The following is a 15,772-nucleotide window of genomic DNA, read 5'->3' as shown; positions in this document are numbered from 1 at the left end:
ATCCCGGTTCGCGCACGCTTCATCTTGACTCGAACGGCATGCAGGGAGATTTGCCCCCCATGCCGGCGAGCTACTTCGACGTAGACGGCACCCTGGTCACGACGAACCTCGTGCACCCGACGGTGTTCTACATGCTGAACCAGCCGACGCCGATGCACAGCCTCGCGAAGCTCGGCCGCGCTCTCGTCAAGGCGCCGTGGATGGCGATGGCGGAGCTCAGGGATCGGCGCATGTTCAACGAGCTGCTCTTCAGCTCCTTCGAGGGCGTCTCCGAGGACCGCCTCGTGGCGCTCGCCGAGGAGGCGTTCACGAAGGTGCTCCGCCCGGCGATCTACGCCAAGGCGCGCGACCTCGTGCAGTGCAGCCTCGACAAGGGGCACGACGTCGTCCTCATCTCCGGGGCGCTGGATTTCCTGATGCAGCTGCTCGCCGCCCACCTCGGCGCGACGGGCATCATCGCGAACCGCCTCGAGGTGAAGGACGGCTTCGCGACCGGGAAGCTCCTGCGCCCGGTCGTGGCCGGCCCCGAGAAGGCGCGGCTCATCCGCGAGCACGCGCACGCGAACGGGCACGACCTCGACGCGTGCTTCGCGTACTCGGACAGCTACTCGGACGTGCCGATGCTCTCGGTCGTCGGCTACCCGGCCGCGGTGAACCCGGACCGCAAGCTCAAGCTGCTCGCGCAGGCGTACCACTGGCCGATCCTCGAGCTCGCCGCGTGACCCCGCCCTGCCGGCGCACGGCGGCGGAGCGCCCCACCCCAGCCCAACACGTCGCACCCCCTGCTCGGAGAGCCCCATGAGCCATCCTTGCGTCGTCACGTTAGACAGCCGCAGCGCCCCCCGGGTGCTCTTCTCAGGCGACCAGCTGGTCGAGGTCGACCTGCCCACCGGAACGCGGGTGCTCTACCCGAAGCCGCCCATCGAGCCGCTGAAGGACGTCGACGCCGCGATCCGCTACGCGATCAACCACCCGTACAACTCGGAGCCGCTCTACGCGAAGCTCCGCCCGGGGATGAAGGTCACGATCGCGGTGGACGACATCTCGCTGCCGCTGCCGCCGATGCGGCGCCCGGACATCCGCGAGCGCGTCCTCACGATCGTGCTCGACCTGCTCGCGGATTACGGCGTCGACGACGTCGAGATCATCATCGCGACGAGCGTGCACCGGCGGATGAAGGACTGGGAGATCCGCCACGTCGTGGGCGACCGGATCTTCAACGCGTACTGGCCGAAGCGGCTCTACAACCACGACGCCGAGAACCTCGCCAACATGAAGTACGTCGGCACGACGGACGTCGGCGAGGAGGTCGAGCTCAACAAGCGCGCGGTCGAGAGCGACCTCGTGATCTACGTGAACCTGAACCTCGTGCCGATGGACGGCGGGCACAAGTCCGTCAGCGTCGGCCTGTGCGGCTACCGCAGCCTGCGCGCCCACCACAACCCGCGGGTGATGCGCGACTGCTACTCGTACATGGACCCGAAGAGCTCCGCGCTGCACACGAGCGTCGAGCGCATGGGCCGGCTCGCGAACAAGAAGCTCAACGTCTTCACGATCGAGACGACGATCAACAACCGCATGTTCGATCGCCCGCTCGAGTTCCTCGCGCGGAACGAGGACGACCTCTCCCCGACCGAGAAGAGCGCGCTCCGCGCCCTCCGCTTCACGCTCTCCAAGCTGCCGCAGCCCGCCCGCCAGGCGATCTTCCAGCGCGTCCCCTCGCCGTTCGGCGTGACCGGCGTCTTCGCCGGCGAGACCGAGGCCACGCACGAGCACACGCTGAAGCGCAGCTTCGATCAGTACCTCGTCCCCGTCTCGGGGCAGGCCGACATCCTGATCACGGGCATCCCGTTCATCAGCCCGTACAACGTGAACTCGTTTTTGAACCCGCTGCTCGTGCAGGTGATGGCGAACGGCTACCTGTTCAACCTCTACCGCGGCGCGCCGATGCTCAAGAAGGGGGGGACGATGATCATCCTCCACCCCTGCACCGACCTGTTCGACAACGAGCACCACGCCCCGTACATCGAGTTCGTCCACCGGCTGCTGCCGGAGACGCGCGACGCGATGGAGCTGCACAAGCGGTACGAGAAGAAGTTCTCCGAGAACCCGGCCTACATCGAGATGTACCGCTTCGGCCACGCGTACCACCCGACGCACCCGTTCTTCATGTGGTACTGGGGCGAGGCGGGCCGGCAGCACATCGGCCGGATGATCGTGGTCGGCGCCGACAACGAGTACATCCCGCAGCTGCTCGGCTGGGAGACGGCGCGCACGATGGACGAGGCGCTCCGGATGGCCAAGGTGACGGCGCCGCCCGCGCCGGAGATCATGGCGCTGCACGCCCCGCCGATCTTCATGGCCGACATGACGGCGTAGCGCGCCGCCGCGGCGGCGGTCGGGCCCAGCATGCGGCTGCACCTCGTCGACGGCACCTACGAGCTCTTCCGCGCCCACGACTCGAAGCGGCCACGCGTGAGCGCGTGAGCCGTCGCCGCGGCGGGCCGTCGCCGCGGCCGCCCGCCGCTGCAGCTACTTCGCGGGCGCCGGCGTCGCGGGCGCGAGCGTCGCAGGCGCTGGCGTCGCGGGCGTCGCAGGCGCCGGCGCCGCGAGCTCGGCGAGAACGCGCTCGCGGATGAGCGGCAGCGGCGGCGAGCCGTGCGCGAGCACCGCGTCGTGGAAGCGGCGCAGCGAGAACGCCGGGCCGAGGGTCGCCTTCGCCTCCTCGCGGAGCTTCAGGATCTGGATCTTGCCGAGCGTGTAGGCGAAGTAGCCGGGGTCGAACGTCCCGCGCGCCGCCTGCTCCCGCGCCGTCGCGCGGTCCTGGAAGCAGTCGTCGACGAAGCGGCGCTCGGCCTCCTCGAGGCTCATCCCCTCGGCGTGCACCCCGAGCGACACGACCACGCGGCAGTTGCGCAGGAGCGCGTCCGCGAGCTGGCCGAGCCGGTTCTGCGGGTCCTCCTTGCCGAACCCCTCCTCGATCATCATCTGCTCGATGTAGTGGGCCCAGCCCTCGACGAACGAGTAGCTCCCGAACAGCCGCTGCGCGGTCGTCGGCGCGCGCTTCTCCCACAGGCCCTGGACGAAGTGCCCCGGGTAGACCTCGTGCACCGTCGTCGAGAGCAACGTCCCCTTCGGCATCACGTACTCCTCCTGCTCCTTCCGCGACCAGGAGGGGTCGGGCATCGTGATGTAGTAGAACGCCTCGAGCCCCTCGCGCTCGAACGGCCCCGGCGCCTCGAGGAACGCCGAGTTCCAGCGCATGTACGGCGGCGTCTCCTTCACGATCGCCCGCTCGTCGGTCGGGAGGCTCACGAGCTGCTTGTCGACGACGAACTTGCGCGACGCCTCCATCACCCGCGTCGCCTCGGCGAGCAGCCGCTGCGCCTTCGGCCGGGTGGCCTTCACCGTCCTCGCGAGCGCCTGGTAGGCCGCCTTGTTCGCCGCGAGGTCCTCCTCGCCCATCTTCTTGAACTCGGCGAGCGGGATCGCGAGCCCCTCCTGCGCGAGGAGGAGCTTCCGGTAGCGCGCCTCGCCGAGCACGTGGCTCGCGTCGCCCTTCGGCAGCTCGACCTGGATCAGGTGGTCCGCGAGCGCCTGCGCCGCGTCGGCCAGCGCGGCGTTCGTTTTCTCGAAGTCGGCCTGGAACGCGGCGTCGCCCACGCCCTTGAGCAGCTTGACGACGTCGCCGCGCAGGTACTCGGCGTAGCCGCGGTAGATCTTCGCGGCGACCTCGATCACCGGCCTCGGCAGCGGGCTCGCGAGGTTCTCGCGGATGTGCGGCACCTGGGCGAGCGCCGCCTTCTCGTGCGCGAGCAGGTGCCTCGCGCGATCCGGCAGCGGCGCGTACGCCCGATCGAGGTAGTGGTTCACGCCGAACAGATCGCCGTAGAACTGCGGCCTCCTCCGCCAGTCCTCGAGATCCTCGCCGTTGAAGAGGCGCAGATCGATCTGCTGGAGGAGGAGCGCGCGGTCGAGCGCGTCGTCCGGCGACAGCGCCGCGGCGGCAGCGGCGGCGAGGGCCGCGCGGTCGCGCTCGAGGCGCGCGAGCCTCCCCTGGATCGCGGCGGCGGACCAGTCGCCGACCTTGCCGTCCTGCTCGTGCAGGCCGCGCGAGCGGGCGAACGCCGGCTCGTCCGCGATCCACTCCCGCAGGATCCGTTCGCGGAGCGCGGCGAAGGGCTCCGCCGGCACCGCGGCCGGCTGCGCCGGCGCCGCCGAGGGCGGCGAGGCGAGCAGCGGCGGCGCCGCGGCCTCGGCGGGCGCGGCGGACGACGGCGGCGGCGGGGCGCCCCCGCCGCAGGCGGTGAGCGCGGCAGACAGCGCCGAGGCCGCCGCGAGCGCGGCGAGGCGACGCGGGGGCGAGCGGCGGGCGGGAGGTTCGAGGGGGGCGGCCATGGGCGGGCCGAGCCTGTCAAACCGGCCTGTGCAGGTCAACGGCGCAGGCGCAGGCCCGGCGTCACGCGCGGAGCGCGCGATCGATGATCGTGTCCACGTGGGACAGGGCGTGGTCGAGATCGAAGCAGCGCGCGATCTCGTCCGGGGCGAGCAGCGCCGCGACGTCGGCGTCCGCGGCGAGGTTGTCGCGGAAGCGCCCCTCGCCGGCGATGGCGCGCATCGCGCAACGCTGCACCATCTCGTAGGCGGCCTGCCGGGGCTTGCCCTTCTGGACGAGCGACAGCAGCACCGCCTCGCTGAAGAAGAGCTCGCCCGTGCGGTCGAGGTTCTCGCGCATCTTCTCGGGGTAGACGACCAGCCCGTCGACGAGCCCCGCGGCGCGGTCGAGCATGAACCCGAGCGTCGCGGTCGCGTCGGGCGCGATCATCCGCTCGACCGAGGAGTGCGAGATGTCGCGCTCGTGCCAGAGCGGCACGTTCTCGAGCGCCGGGATCACGGCCGCGCGCACGACGCGCGCGAGGCCGCACAGGTTCTCGCTGAGGATGGGGTTGCGCTTGTGCGGCATCGCGCTCGAGCCCTTCTGGCCCACGGAGAAGCGCTCCTCCGCCTCGCGGACCTCGGTCCGCTGCCAGTGCCGCACGTTGGTCGCGAGCCGCTCGATGCCGGCCGCGATGAGCGAGAGCGCCGCGAAGAACTCGGCGTGGCGGTCGCGCGCCACGATCTGCGTCGAGACCGTCTCGGGCCGCAGGCCGAGCGCGGCGAGCGCGCGCTCCTCGATGCGCGGCGACAGGTGCGCGTACGTGCCGACCGCGCCGGCGACCTTCCCGACCGCGACCGCCTCGCGGGCGGCGGCGAGGCGGGCGCGGCCGCGCTTCATCTCGGCGAGGTGGCCCGCGAGCGCCAGGCCGAACGTGACCGGCTCGGCGGCGATGCCGTGGCTCCTGCCGATCATCGGCGTGCGCCGGTGCTCGTCCGCGCGCCGCGCGAGCGCGTCGATGAGCCCGTCGAGCCGCTTCGTGAGCAGGTCCGCCGCGCGGACGAGCAGCAGCGCGAGGCTCGTGTCGAGCACGTCGCTCGAGGTCATCCCCCGGTGCAGCCAGCGCGCGCCCTCGCCCGCGAGCTCCTCGACGTGGGTCAGGAACGCGATGACGTCGTGCTTGACCGTGCGCTCGATCGCCTCGATCCGATCGGCGTCGAGCGCGATCTTCTTCGCCCGGATCCCCTTCGCGATGCCTTCGGGCACGAGCCCCTCGGCCTCCATCGCCTCGCAGGCGGCGAGCTCCACCTCGAGCCAGGTCGAGAATCGGGTGGCGGGCGACCAGAGCTCTTCGAAATCGGACGGGGTATAGCGGGGGATCATGGGCGGGACGCTGCGAAGGTCTGGAGGGTGCGTCAAGGAGGGAGTGGCGCCGGGCGCCCTCGGGCCGCTCGCCCGCGGCCCCCTCGCCCGCGGCGCGACCGGCGCCGCTTGCGGTGGAGCGGCGCGTTGCGAAGGTTTGCGCGATGTTGACCGAGGCGCCGGCGGAGGCGCGCGCCGACCAGGGAAGGCCCGCGGACGAGCCGCCCAGCTCGAGCACGCGCAGCGGCCGACGGCTGAAGCCCTACATTGTGGTGGTCGCGATGGACCTGTCCGAGCCGGGCGGGCGCGCGTGGCGCTTCGCCTTCGACCTGGCGGCGCTCCGGGGCGAGACGGAGATCCACGCCGTGGTCGTCGGCCCGCGGCAGGTCGCCCCCGCGGTGCGCGACGTGACGACGCCGGGCGCCTCCTCGCCGCCCGCGCTCCGGGTGCTCCAGCACCGGTGCGCGGACGGCCAGCCGCGGCTCATGGCGATGCACTTCCGGACGGGCCAGCCCCACCGGGCCATCGTCGCGCTCGCCCGCGAGCTCAGCGCGGATCTCATCGTGGTGGCCACGCACCCGCAGTCGCCGCTGCAGCGGCTCTTCGGCGGCTCGACCGCCGACCGGATCGCGCGCAGCGCGCCCTGCCCGGTCGTGGTCGTGCGCCCCAAGGAGGACGACGACGCAGAGGCGAGCGAGTACGACCCGCGGCTGCGGTGACGCCGGCTGCGGGCGCGCCCCGAGGGCGCGCCGGCGGCCGGCCGGCGGCTCACGGCGGGCTGGAGGGGCCCGGCGGGCTCGGCGCGCTCGGTGGGCTCGGCGCGCTCGCCGCGGGCGGCACGCCGGCCTGCGCCGCCGGGCCCAGCTTGCCGGCCGCGCCGACGCCCTCCGCCGTGCCCCCTTCGCGCGTGTCCGCGTAACCCCAGGCGACGCCGTCCCCGTCGACGAGGACGTTGTTCGCGTCGCCGATCGGCATGGGATCCATGGCGACGACGTGCCCCCGCCGGACGAGGTCGTCGAGCGCGGCCTTCGGCGGCGGGTTCAGCTGCTCGACGCGCACGCGGTCCGGCAGCCACTGGTGGTGGATGCGCGGGTGGCGGACCGCCTCGTCGATGGTCATCCCGTGGTCGACCAGGTTGCGGAACACCTGGGCGACGGTGTTCGGGATCGTGTCGCCGCCGGGCGAGCCGAGGAGGAGCGCGACCTTGCCGTCCCGGCTCACGACCGTCGGCGCCATCGAGCTCGCCATGCGCTTGCCCGGCGCGACCGCGTTGATGCCCGTCTCCGAGAACGCACCCAGCGCGTTGCCGAGCAGGATCCCCGTGCCGGGGATCACGATCTTCGCGCCGAAGCTCGCCGACTGGGTGGTCGTGCACGAGACCGCGTTGCCCTGCGCGTCGATCACGGAGAAGTGCGTCGTCTGCGGCGACTCCAGCGCGATCGCGTCCTGGATGGGCGCGATGTCGCCCGCCGGCGTCGCGCGCTCCGGATCGACCGGCGGCCTGCGGCCCATCAGGTAGCCCCCGTCGAGCAGCATCGCGAGCATACGCGTCGTGCCGGGCGCGGTGAAATCCGGGTCGGCGCTCACCTTGCGCCGGTCGGCGTACGCGCGCTTCGCCGCCTCGACGAACAGGTGCAGCGAGAGCCCGGAGCCGGCGGGCGCCTCGTGCGCCTTCAGCCGCTCCAGCGTGAGCATGATCTCGGCGAACGCGACGCCGCCCATCGACGGGGGCGGCATCGTGTCGACGGTGAAGCCGCGGTACGAGAACCGGAGCGGCGCGCGCAGCTTCGCCTGGTAGGCGCCGAGGTCGCTCTCGGCGATGTGGCCGCCGCGCTCGCGCATCGCGGCGGCGATCTTCCTGGCGATCGGCCCCTCGTAGAACCCGCGCGGCCCCTCGGCGGCGATCGCCTCCAGGGTGCGGGCGAGGTCGAGCTGGCGCACGAGGTCGCCCTGGGCGAGCGGCGCCTTGCCGCGCCCCCAGATCGCGCTCGCGGCCCGGTCGCCCCGCAGCCTGGGCCACGCCCAGCGCAGCGTCAGCGCCTGCCGCGCGCCGAGGCGGTGCCCCTTGCGGGCCAGCGCGATCGCGGGGGCGAGCAGCTCGGCGAGCGGCTTCGAGCCGAACCGCTCGTGCGCGAGGGCGAGGCCCGCGACCGAGCCGGGGACGCCGGCGGACGTGTAGCCGTACCCGCCGGCGCGCACCATGGCCAGGACGGCCTCGGTGGTCACCGACGCGGGCGCGGCCTCGCGGAAGTCGATGGCGTGCGTCTCGCCGCTCGCGAGGCGGACGATCATGAAGCCGCCGCCGCCGATGTTGCCCGCGCTCGGGTGTGTCACCGCCAGCGCGAACGCGACGGCGACCGCGGCGTCGACCGCGTTGCCGCCGCTCCGCAGCACGTCGGCCCCCGCGCGCGTCGCGTGCGCCTCGACCGAGGTCACGAGCCCCGCGTCGCCGCGCACGGCCCGCGCGCCCCCGGGGGCGAGCGCGATCGGCGGATCGGGCGGGGGCGGGGGCGCGGGCGCCGGCGGCGCCGCGGCGCTCTCGACGGCCGCGGGCGGCGGCGCGGCGGCGGCGCGGGTGAGGGCCGGCGCGCCGGCGGTCGCGGGCGGCGCCGCCGCGCCTTCGACGAGCGCCGGCGGCGGGCGCACCTCGCAGCCGGCGAGCAGCGCGAGGGCGAGCGCCCAGCGCGGCCTCGGGACGGGGAGCAGGATCATCGGCGTGCGCGAATCTACACCAGGCCCGGAGAAAGCCAGGCCGGGCCGCGCAGCGCGACCCGGCCTGGGTTGTCGGTTCGGGCTCCGAGGGCGCGCGCGCCGGACGAGCGGCGCGGCGCGCGGCTCGGAGCGGGCGCTGAGCCTTCGCGGGCGCGCCTACCCCGTCAGCAGCCTTGCGGTCCGCTCAGGACCGCTTGCGGCGGCGCGCGGCGGCCACGCCCACGCCCATGGCGAGCGCCGCGATGCCGGTGCCCGTGAGCGGCGCGCGGGACCCCGGCGCGGCGGCGCAGGAGACGCTGGCCTCGGCCTCGGCCTCGGCGTGGAACTCGACGTCGACGCCTTGCGTGAGCAGCCAGTCCTTGCACGCCTCCACGCTCTCGGCGACATCGACGTACTGCCCGTTGCAGAACAGCGCGCCGTCCGGCGTGGAGCACTGCACCTCACACCCGCCCCTGAGGTCGGCCGTGCACTCGGCGTTGCAGTCGATGTTCGCCTCGACGTTGCACTGCCCCTCGCAGCTCGCCTCGCACTTCGCGTCGCACGAGGCGCTCGGCGGGGTCGCCTCGCAGCTCACGCTGCACTCGCCCTCACAGTTCGCAGCGCACGCCGCTTCGCACTCCCCCTGCGCCCCCTGCGCCGAGCAGTTGGCGCTGCACTTCCCCTTGCAGCTCGCCGTGCAGCTCCCTTCGCAGTCCAGGCTCCCCGCGGTGCCGGTGCAATTCGCCTGGCAATCCGCTTCGCAGCTGCCCGTGCACGAGGCCTGCGCGGTGCCATTGCACCGCCCGGAGCACTCCGCCGTGAACTGGACTGGCTCGCAGTAGCCTTGGCAGCCGCCCTCCGTGCGAATCTCACACTTTCCGGCCGCCGCGAGCTGGAGATTTCCGCATGGATTGGCCTGGGCTGATGCGGAAGAAGCGATAAGCAGGGGAACAGCAAAAGTAAAAGCGCTTACAAAAAGCTGAGCGATGGTCCGTCGCATGCCGATTCTCCTCAATTTAGTGCGCGGGTTCCGCGTGTGGTTCCACCGGGTATTGCAATCGGACGACCAACGCCAGACTTTGAGTCATTGCTCGCGAAATTTCTCTGCCGGCGCGCCCGTGCAGCGCAGGCGTAGCGACGAGTTCACGGTCTCGTGATGCAGACTGCCACACTGCGCGTATGTCCGTGAACAGGAGCGGATCTGCGCGCCGGCGCTCAGCGGCTCACAGTGTCGGCGATCTGCCCGCGTCCGTAACGCGCCACCACGCCCTTGCGCGCCCTGCCGGGCGACGGCCCGCTGAGGAAGTCGCCGCCGACGGCCCAGAAGGCCCCTTCGCCGTCCGACCAGACGGCGTGGAGGTCGGCGTACGGCTCCTCGGTGAACTCGTCGATCCAGGCCCCGTCGACGAGGCGCTGCTTCAGGCCTCCATACCCGACGATCGCGACCTCGCCCGGGCGGCCGCAGGCGACGCCGTTCACGTCGTTCGTGAGCTCCACCTCGACCCGGCGCCACGCGCTGCCGTCCGAGCGCAGCACGTCCCGCCCGCCGACCGCGTACACCTCGCCGGCGCCGCAGCCGGCGGCGGTGAACAGGGTGCCCTGCGCGAGCGGCGGATCGGCCTCCAGCTCCCAGGTCGTGCCCGCGCGGTGCCAGATCACGCCGTACTCGCCGACGACATAGAGATCCTCGGACGAGCTCCCCCACACCTTGTAGAGCGCGCTGCCGGTCGGCTCGGGCAGGGGCACCCTCGACCACGCGCTGCCGTCCCAGCGGAGGACGATATCCTTGGGCGCGCCCTCGGCGCCGCCGGGCATGCCGCCGACGGCCCAGGCGTCGTCGGGGGCGAACGCGATCGCGCCCCAGAGCGTCGCCGTCGTCCCGGTGCCTTGCGCGTCGTACTGGGTGAACGCCGCGCCGTCCCAGCGGACCGCGCGGCCGCGCTCGCCGACCATCCAGACGTCCTTCGGGCCGGAGCCCGCCACCCACCAGAAGGTCTCTTCCCCGCCCGCCGGGAGCTCGCGCCACGCCGCGCCGTCATAATGCAGCACGAGCGACTCGAGCCCTGCATTGCCGAGCGGCCCGCCCACGGCGAACACGTCGTCAGGCGAAGAGCCCCAGATCGACAGGACCGCGCGGTCGAGGTCCCCCTCGTCGAGCAGCACGCGCCACGCGGGCGGCGGGCCCGGCTCCTCCTCCTCGGGGCAGCCGGTGAGGGCGAGGGCGCCGAGCGCCAGGGCGGCCGCGGAGCGGAGGGAGCGATGCATGATAGGAGGCCTGTCTGGTGAGATCCGGTATCGGAGCGCGCGCGCCGGGCGAGCCGCGCGGCGCGGCGCGCGGCGCGCGGCTCGCGAGTTGAGGTGAGGCGAGGTGAGGCTCAGTTGCAGAACACGTCGTCTTGCTTCGGATAGTAATAAACGAAGATGTTGCAGTGCTCGTTCTTCTCGACGATCGGCCCGAACGTGTAGCAGCAGTCGAGCAGCTCTTCCTTCGTGTTGTTCTTCGTCACGTCGTACTGATCGAGGCCGCTGCAGCCGACCGAGGGGTCCGGCGGCGACCACTCGTAGGTGCAGTCGTACCAGACGCCGCCGCCCTGCGGGAGCTCGAGGTCGAGCTGGGGCGAGGTGAGCATCGGCGGGTCGTCCCAGCTCTCCGAGGTGTAGAAGCGCGCGTCCTCCGCGGGCGTGCCGGCCGTCCGGCCGTCCCACGTGTACATGTCGAAGCGCGTGCCCCGGCTGTGGAAATGGCCGTTCGCGCCGATGACCCTCACCGGAGAGGGGCTGTTGATCTGGCACGAGCCCCCGAACGTGGGCCGCGGGTTCGACTGGCAGACGCGGATCGACTGCTTGGTCGCGAAGACGGTGCCCATCTCGGCCTTCACCTGGTCCTTCGGCAGGGACCAGAAGTTCACCCTCACGCGCCCGACCGCCGTGGGGGTCTTCTGCGACGCGGCGTTCACGTAGTGCGTCTGCAGCATGAGCCACTCGTCGGGCTGGAGGACGTTCGCGACGCCGTCGGGGAACTCCCAGTCTTGCTGGCCGTCCTGCTGGGAGTTGGCGATGAGCGGCCAGTCCGACCAGTTCGGGCTCTTGAAGCACTCGCCCACGCCGTTCTGGTTCTTCTGGATGAGCCCACCCTCGGGCCCCAGCCCCTTGACCGTCTTCACGCGGAAGATGTTCATGTGGTGCGAGCCGTCGCGCTGGGCGATCTGCACGCGGTGGAGGTTCACGGGCTCGTTCGGGTCCATCCCGCTCGCCTCGGCGAGCTCGCGGACCTTGAAGAAGTAGCAGTCCTGCTGCTCGACCCCCGGCGGGACCTCGATCTCCTCGGTCTGCATCTGGAAGCCCTGGCCGACCGGCGGCGGATCGAGCAGGGACAGGTCGACGTCGGGCCCTTCCAAGGGGTTCGTCCTTTCGTCCACGCAGGCGACGACCCCCAGCACAACCGAAAGCAAACCCAGCGTCCTCGCTCGAGCGTCCATGAATCCCTCCAGGCGCAGCAGCAATGATGGAGATATACACCGTACAGCGATCCCACGACCATCGCGTCAGGAGAAAGGCAGGGATTCGTCGTGGCTGTAGGTGTCGTGGCGGAACGGGAGCAGATGCTGCTAAGATGTGGGAGAGGTACCAATGGCGTCGTCAAAAAAATGCGGTCCACACACTGAGCTTGCTTCGAATGACGCGACGCGCGTCACCCGGTGCGGCTGCGGCACCGTCCACGTCACCCTGCTTGGCCCCGGCGTGACGGTGCGCATGTCGGCGGAGGCGTTCCGCGGCGTCGCCTCCGGGCTGAAGGCGGCGGCGGAGCGGCTCGACGACGATCCTCGCTTCGGGACGACCTCCATCAATTAACTTGCGCGCCTGCCGCGGTGCGGCCTACCAGTGCTCTTGCCGCTGAGGTCCTCCCCTCCTCGCCGCGGCGGGTCGAACAAGGGCGCCTTCCGTGTACGACGACGACGCGCAGCACTGGGTCGGCAAGACGTTCGCTGGCACGTGGCGGATCGAGCGCGTGCTCGGGACGGGCGGCATGGGGAGCGTGCTGCTCGGCCGTGCCGCGGACGGATCGCAGGCCGCGCTGAAGGTGCTGCACCCGGAGCTCAACGCGATCTCGGAGGTGCGCAAGCGCTTCCTGCGCGAGGGGTTCATCGGGAACACGTTCGGCGGGGCGGACGCGGTGCCCGGCGTCGTGCGTGTGCTCGGCTCCGGCGAGACGCCCGAGGGGCTCGCATACCTCGTGATGGAGGTGCTCCAGGGCGAGACGCTCTTCGACCGGATGGCGCGCACCGGGACGATGCCGCCCGGCGAGGTGCTCGCGCTCGCGGACCAGGTGCTCGAGACGCTCGCGATCGCGCACGCGCGCGGCGTGGTGCACCGCGATCTCAAGCCCGAGAACATCCACCTCGGCGTCGACGGGCGCGTGCGCATGCTCGACTTCGGCATCGCGCGCGTCGTCGACGGGCTCACCGGCCTGCCCGAGAAGACGGCGACGAAGACCGGCATGATCATGGGCACGGCGACGTACATGGCGCCGGAGCAGGCGACGGGGCTCATCCACGACATCGACGGACGCACGGATCTGTTCGGGCTCGGCGCGACGATGTTCCGGCTGCTCTCCGGCCGGCAGGTGCACGGCGACGTCACCGAGGCGATGGAGGTCATCGCCGCCGCGACCGAGCCGGCGCCGCCGCTCGCCTCGGTGGCGCCGGGCATCTCGCCCGCGGTCGCGGCCGTGGTCGATCGGTCGCTCGCCTTCATCAAGTTCCACCGCTACCCGAGCGCGGAGACGATGCGCGCGGACGTCCGCGCGGTGCGCATGGGCCAGCCGCCGCCCTACGCGCAGGCCGTGCTCGAGGGGCGCATCCACGCCGGCCAGCCGCTGCCTCCGCCGGCGCCGCCGCAAACGCCTCCGCCGCCGGCCGCCGTGTCGCCGAGCGCACGTCCCCAGCCGACCGTGCCGGAGCCCATGGCGGTCACGGGCGCGCCGATGAGCCGGCCGGAGCGCACGCTGCGCGACGACAGCATGACGTCGCCTCCCCGGGCCGGCGGCGTCGCCCAGGTGGGCGCGTCGCTGACGCAGCTGTCGACGGGCAAGCTGCTCCTGCTCGTCGGCGGCGCCTCGCTCGCCACCGGCGTGCTCGTCGCGGTCGTCGTCCTCTTGCTCGTGAGCTGCTGAAGGGGGCTGGGGGCGGGGCCGTCGCGGCCCCGCCGCGCTCAGGCGCGCTCGTCGAGCGGCGTGTAGTCGACCGCGTTCGAGCCCGTGTAGATCTGGCGCGGGCGCCCGATCTTGCCGGTCGGATCCTCGTTCATCTCCTTCCAGTGGGCGATCCAGCCCGGGAGGCGGCCGAGGGCGAACATGACGGTGAACATGTTCGTGGGGAAGCCGAGCGCGCGGTAGATGATGCCGCTGTAGAAGTCGACGTTCGGGTAGAGCTTCCGCTCGACGAAGTAGGGATCCTTGAGCGCCGTCTCCTCGAGCCGCTGCGCGATGTCGAGCAGCGGGTCCTTGATGCCGAGCTTCGCCAGGATCTTGTCGGCGGCCGCCTTGATGAGGCGCGCGCGCGGGTCGTAGTTCTTGTAGACGCGGTGGCCGAAGCCCATCAGGCGGAAGCCCGAGGTCTTGTCCTTCGCGAGCTTGACGAACTTCGAGACGTCGCCGCCGTCCGCGCGGATCGCCTCGAGCATCGTCACGACCTCCTGGTTGGCGCCGCCGTGGAGCGGGCCCCACAGCGCGCAGATGCCCGCGGCGATCGAGGCGAAGAGGTTCGCCTTCGAGCTGCCGACGAGGCGCACCGTCGAGGTCGAGCAGTTCTGCTCGTGATCGGCGTGCAGGATCAGGAGCAGGTTCAGGACCTTCACGATGTCCTCGTCGATCTCGTACGGCTCCGCCGGGACCGAGAACATCATGTTCAGGAAGTTCGCGCAGTACGAGAGCGAGTTGTGCGGGTAGACGAACGGCTGGCCGATCGACTTCTTGTACGAGAACGCGGCGATCGTGCGCACCTTCGAGAGCAGCCTCGCGATGGTGATGTCGAGAAGATCGGTGTTCTTCACGTCCATCGCCTCCGGGTAGTAGCTCGACAGGGAGAGCACCATCGCGGAGAGGATCGCCATCGGGTGCGCCGTCGACGGGTAGCCGTCGAAGAAGCGCTTCATGTCCTCGTGGATGAGCGAGTGCCGGGTGAGCAGCGTGGAGAACCGGGACAGCTCGGTCTTGTTCGGCAGCTTGCCGTAGATCAGGAGGTACGAGGTCTCCACGAAGGTCGACTTCTCGCCGAGCTGCTCGATCGGGATGCCGCGGTAGCGGAGCACGCCCGTCTCCCCATCGAGGAACGTGATGGCGCTCGTGGTGGAGGCCGTGTTGACGAACGCCGGGTCGATGCAGACGTACCCGGTCTTCGAGCGAAGGGACGCGACGTCGATCGCCTTCTCCCCCTCGGTCCCCGTGATCACAGGGAGTTCGATCGTCTGCTCCACACCATTCTTGTTCAGCGTTAGTTTCGCGGTCTCCTGCACGCCTCCTCCTTCCGCCGCAGCGCGGCGTAAGCTATCACGAGGTGGGGGAAGATTGCTTCCCCAAGAGAAACGAGGTGATGGGATTGAGCGAGCCGGTCGTGCGAGGGGAGCTGGCCCACCACCCGGAGGCGCCGCGGTTCGCGGCCGAGGTGAGGCGGGTCCACGGACGGTACGCAGACGAGGTCGTCGCTCGCTACCGGCTCTGCCCGTTCATGCGCGACGCCGCAACCGGTTTCGGACGCTTTTATGTCCTGCTCGACCGCGAGCCCGTCCTGGAGACGGCGCTCGCGGCGGTCGAGGAGGCCGACTCCGCCGTGGTGCACCTGGTTTTCCCGTGCATCCATGCTCCGTCGTCCCCGTTCGAGCGGTTCGCGTCGCGCCTCGGCGAGGCGCTGCGGCGGCGCCTCCGTCCCGCGCCGGTCCTGGCCGCGTTCCACCCCGAGATGGCGGGAGACGAGACGAGCTCGCACCGGCTCGTGGGGCTCCTCCGGCACGCGCCAGACCCGTTCATCCAGACGATTCCAGAGGGGTTGAACCATACGGGCACGGTCCTCGCCGGGGCGGGGATCCAGCCCGCCGCCGATCCGGCCGAGGACAACTACCGGCGCCTTCAAGGGGCCGGGATCGCCGCGGTCAAGGCCAGGCTGGCCGAAGTCATGGCGGATCGCGACGCGAGCTACGCGCCGTTCCTCGCGCGGCTCGGCCTCGCTCGCCCTGGACCCCGCTTCAGCCCCGCCCCGCCCTCCCTGCCGCGCTAGCTCGCATGTCGGAAATCCCGCCAGGGATTGATGACGCGCGTAACGAGCGCGGCCGCGAAGCGGACACCGGGGT

General features: G+C 71.6%; 12 protein-coding genes. 5 read left to right on the top strand and 7 right to left on the bottom strand.

Annotated features, from left to right (window positions below):
- The first annotated feature begins 59 nt into the window (after positions 1-59).
- Together WMF43_RS46465 and WMF43_RS46460 are read left to right on the top strand one after the other, a co-directional pair.
- On the top strand, positions 60-722 hold the full coding sequence (locus tag WMF43_RS46465) for an HAD family hydrolase (RefSeq protein WP_437675152.1): 663 nt from the start codon (positions 60-62) through the stop codon (positions 720-722).
- Positions 723-798: 76 nt separating this feature from the next.
- A complete protein-coding gene (locus WMF43_RS46460; RefSeq protein ID WP_437675150.1) occupies positions 799-2,379 on the top strand; it encodes a lactate racemase domain-containing protein in 1,581 nt (526 codons plus the stop codon).
- A 153-nt stretch (positions 2,380-2,532) separates the two neighbouring features.
- On the opposite strand, the gene WMF43_RS46455 is transcribed toward WMF43_RS46460, so the two are convergent.
- Together WMF43_RS46455 and purB are read right to left on the bottom strand one after the other, a co-directional pair.
- A complete protein-coding gene (locus tag WMF43_RS46455) occupies positions 2,533-4,398 on the bottom strand; it encodes a DUF885 domain-containing protein (protein WP_437675148.1) in 1,866 nt (621 codons plus the stop codon).
- Positions 4,399-4,459: 61 nt separating this feature from the next.
- Positions 4,460-5,758: an adenylosuccinate lyase gene (gene purB / locus WMF43_RS46450; RefSeq protein WP_437675146.1), complete on the bottom strand. Its 1,299-nt coding sequence runs from the start codon at positions 5,756-5,758 to the stop codon at positions 4,460-4,462.
- A gap of 143 nt (positions 5,759-5,901) precedes the next feature.
- Between purB and WMF43_RS46445 the strand changes: the two genes are divergently transcribed.
- Positions 5,902-6,456 (top strand): universal stress protein, encoded by a 555-nt coding sequence (locus tag WMF43_RS46445; protein ID WP_437675145.1) that lies wholly within the window; start codon positions 5,902-5,904, stop codon positions 6,454-6,456.
- A 49-nt stretch (positions 6,457-6,505) separates the two neighbouring features.
- On the opposite strand, the gene ggt is transcribed toward WMF43_RS46445, so the two are convergent.
- The 4 genes from ggt to WMF43_RS46425 form a co-directional block, all read right to left on the bottom strand.
- Positions 6,506-8,449, bottom strand: coding sequence for a gamma-glutamyltransferase (ggt, locus tag WMF43_RS46440; protein ID WP_437675143.1), 1,944 nt, complete (start codon positions 8,447-8,449; stop codon positions 6,506-6,508).
- Positions 8,450-8,633: 184 nt separating this feature from the next.
- Positions 8,634-9,023 (bottom strand): hypothetical protein, encoded by a 390-nt coding sequence (locus tag WMF43_RS46435; protein ID WP_437675141.1) that lies wholly within the window; start codon positions 9,021-9,023, stop codon positions 8,634-8,636.
- 620 nt (positions 9,024-9,643) lie between these two features.
- The gene (locus WMF43_RS46430) at positions 9,644-10,693 is read right to left on the bottom strand and encodes a WD40/YVTN/BNR-like repeat-containing protein (RefSeq protein WP_437675139.1); all 1,050 of its coding nucleotides are present in this window, start codon (positions 10,691-10,693) and stop codon (positions 9,644-9,646) included.
- 110 nt (positions 10,694-10,803) lie between these two features.
- Positions 10,804-11,880, bottom strand: coding sequence for a hypothetical protein (locus tag WMF43_RS46425; protein WP_437675137.1), 1,077 nt, complete (start codon positions 11,878-11,880; stop codon positions 10,804-10,806).
- A gap of 491 nt (positions 11,881-12,371) precedes the next feature.
- Between WMF43_RS46425 and WMF43_RS46420 the strand changes: the two genes are divergently transcribed.
- On the top strand, positions 12,372-13,601 hold the full coding sequence (locus WMF43_RS46420; RefSeq protein ID WP_437675135.1) for a protein kinase domain-containing protein: 1,230 nt from the start codon (positions 12,372-12,374) through the stop codon (positions 13,599-13,601).
- 38 nt (positions 13,602-13,639) lie between these two features.
- Here the strand turns inward: WMF43_RS46420 and WMF43_RS46415 are convergent, their stop codons facing one another.
- The gene (locus tag WMF43_RS46415) at positions 13,640-14,917 is read right to left on the bottom strand and encodes a citrate synthase (RefSeq protein WP_437684220.1); all 1,278 of its coding nucleotides are present in this window, start codon (positions 14,915-14,917) and stop codon (positions 13,640-13,642) included.
- Between the two features lie 101 nt (positions 14,918-15,018).
- Between WMF43_RS46415 and WMF43_RS46410 the strand changes: the two genes are divergently transcribed.
- The gene (locus tag WMF43_RS46410; RefSeq protein WP_437675134.1) at positions 15,019-15,699 is read left to right on the top strand and encodes a hypothetical protein; all 681 of its coding nucleotides are present in this window, start codon (positions 15,019-15,021) and stop codon (positions 15,697-15,699) included.
- The last annotated feature ends 73 nt before the right edge of the window (positions 15,700-15,772 follow it).

The organism is Sorangium sp. So ce131, assembly GCF_051519095.1.
Classification (GTDB): Bacteria; Myxococcota_A; Polyangia; order Polyangiales; family Polyangiaceae; genus Sorangium.
Note: the sequence above shows the minus strand (reverse complement) of the source record. Positions and strands in the feature narration are given on the sequence as shown.

What these genes read in the sequence shown, in the direction of transcription:
- ggt (WP_437675143.1), bottom strand. Translation starts at nt 8,449, where the DNA reads ATGATCCTGCTCCCCGTCCCGAGGCCGCGCTGGGCGCTCGCCCTCGCG.
- WMF43_RS46430 (WP_437675139.1), bottom strand. Translation starts at nt 10,693, where the DNA reads ATGCATCGCTCCCTCCGCTCCGCGGCCGCCCTGGCGCTCGGCGCCCTC.
- purB (WP_437675146.1), bottom strand. Translation starts at nt 5,758, where the DNA reads ATGATCCCCCGCTATACCCCGTCCGATTTCGAAGAGCTCTGGTCGCCC.
- WMF43_RS46445 (WP_437675145.1), top strand. Translation starts at nt 5,902, where the DNA reads ATGTTGACCGAGGCGCCGGCGGAGGCGCGCGCCGACCAGGGAAGGCCC.
- WMF43_RS46455 (WP_437675148.1), bottom strand. Translation starts at nt 4,398, where the DNA reads ATGGCCGCCCCCCTCGAACCTCCCGCCCGCCGCTCGCCCCCGCGTCGC.
- WMF43_RS46410 (WP_437675134.1), top strand. Translation starts at nt 15,019, where the DNA reads ATGGGATTGAGCGAGCCGGTCGTGCGAGGGGAGCTGGCCCACCACCCG.
- WMF43_RS46465 (WP_437675152.1), top strand. Translation starts at nt 60, where the DNA reads ATGCCGGCGAGCTACTTCGACGTAGACGGCACCCTGGTCACGACGAAC.
- WMF43_RS46460 (WP_437675150.1), top strand. Translation starts at nt 799, where the DNA reads ATGAGCCATCCTTGCGTCGTCACGTTAGACAGCCGCAGCGCCCCCCGG.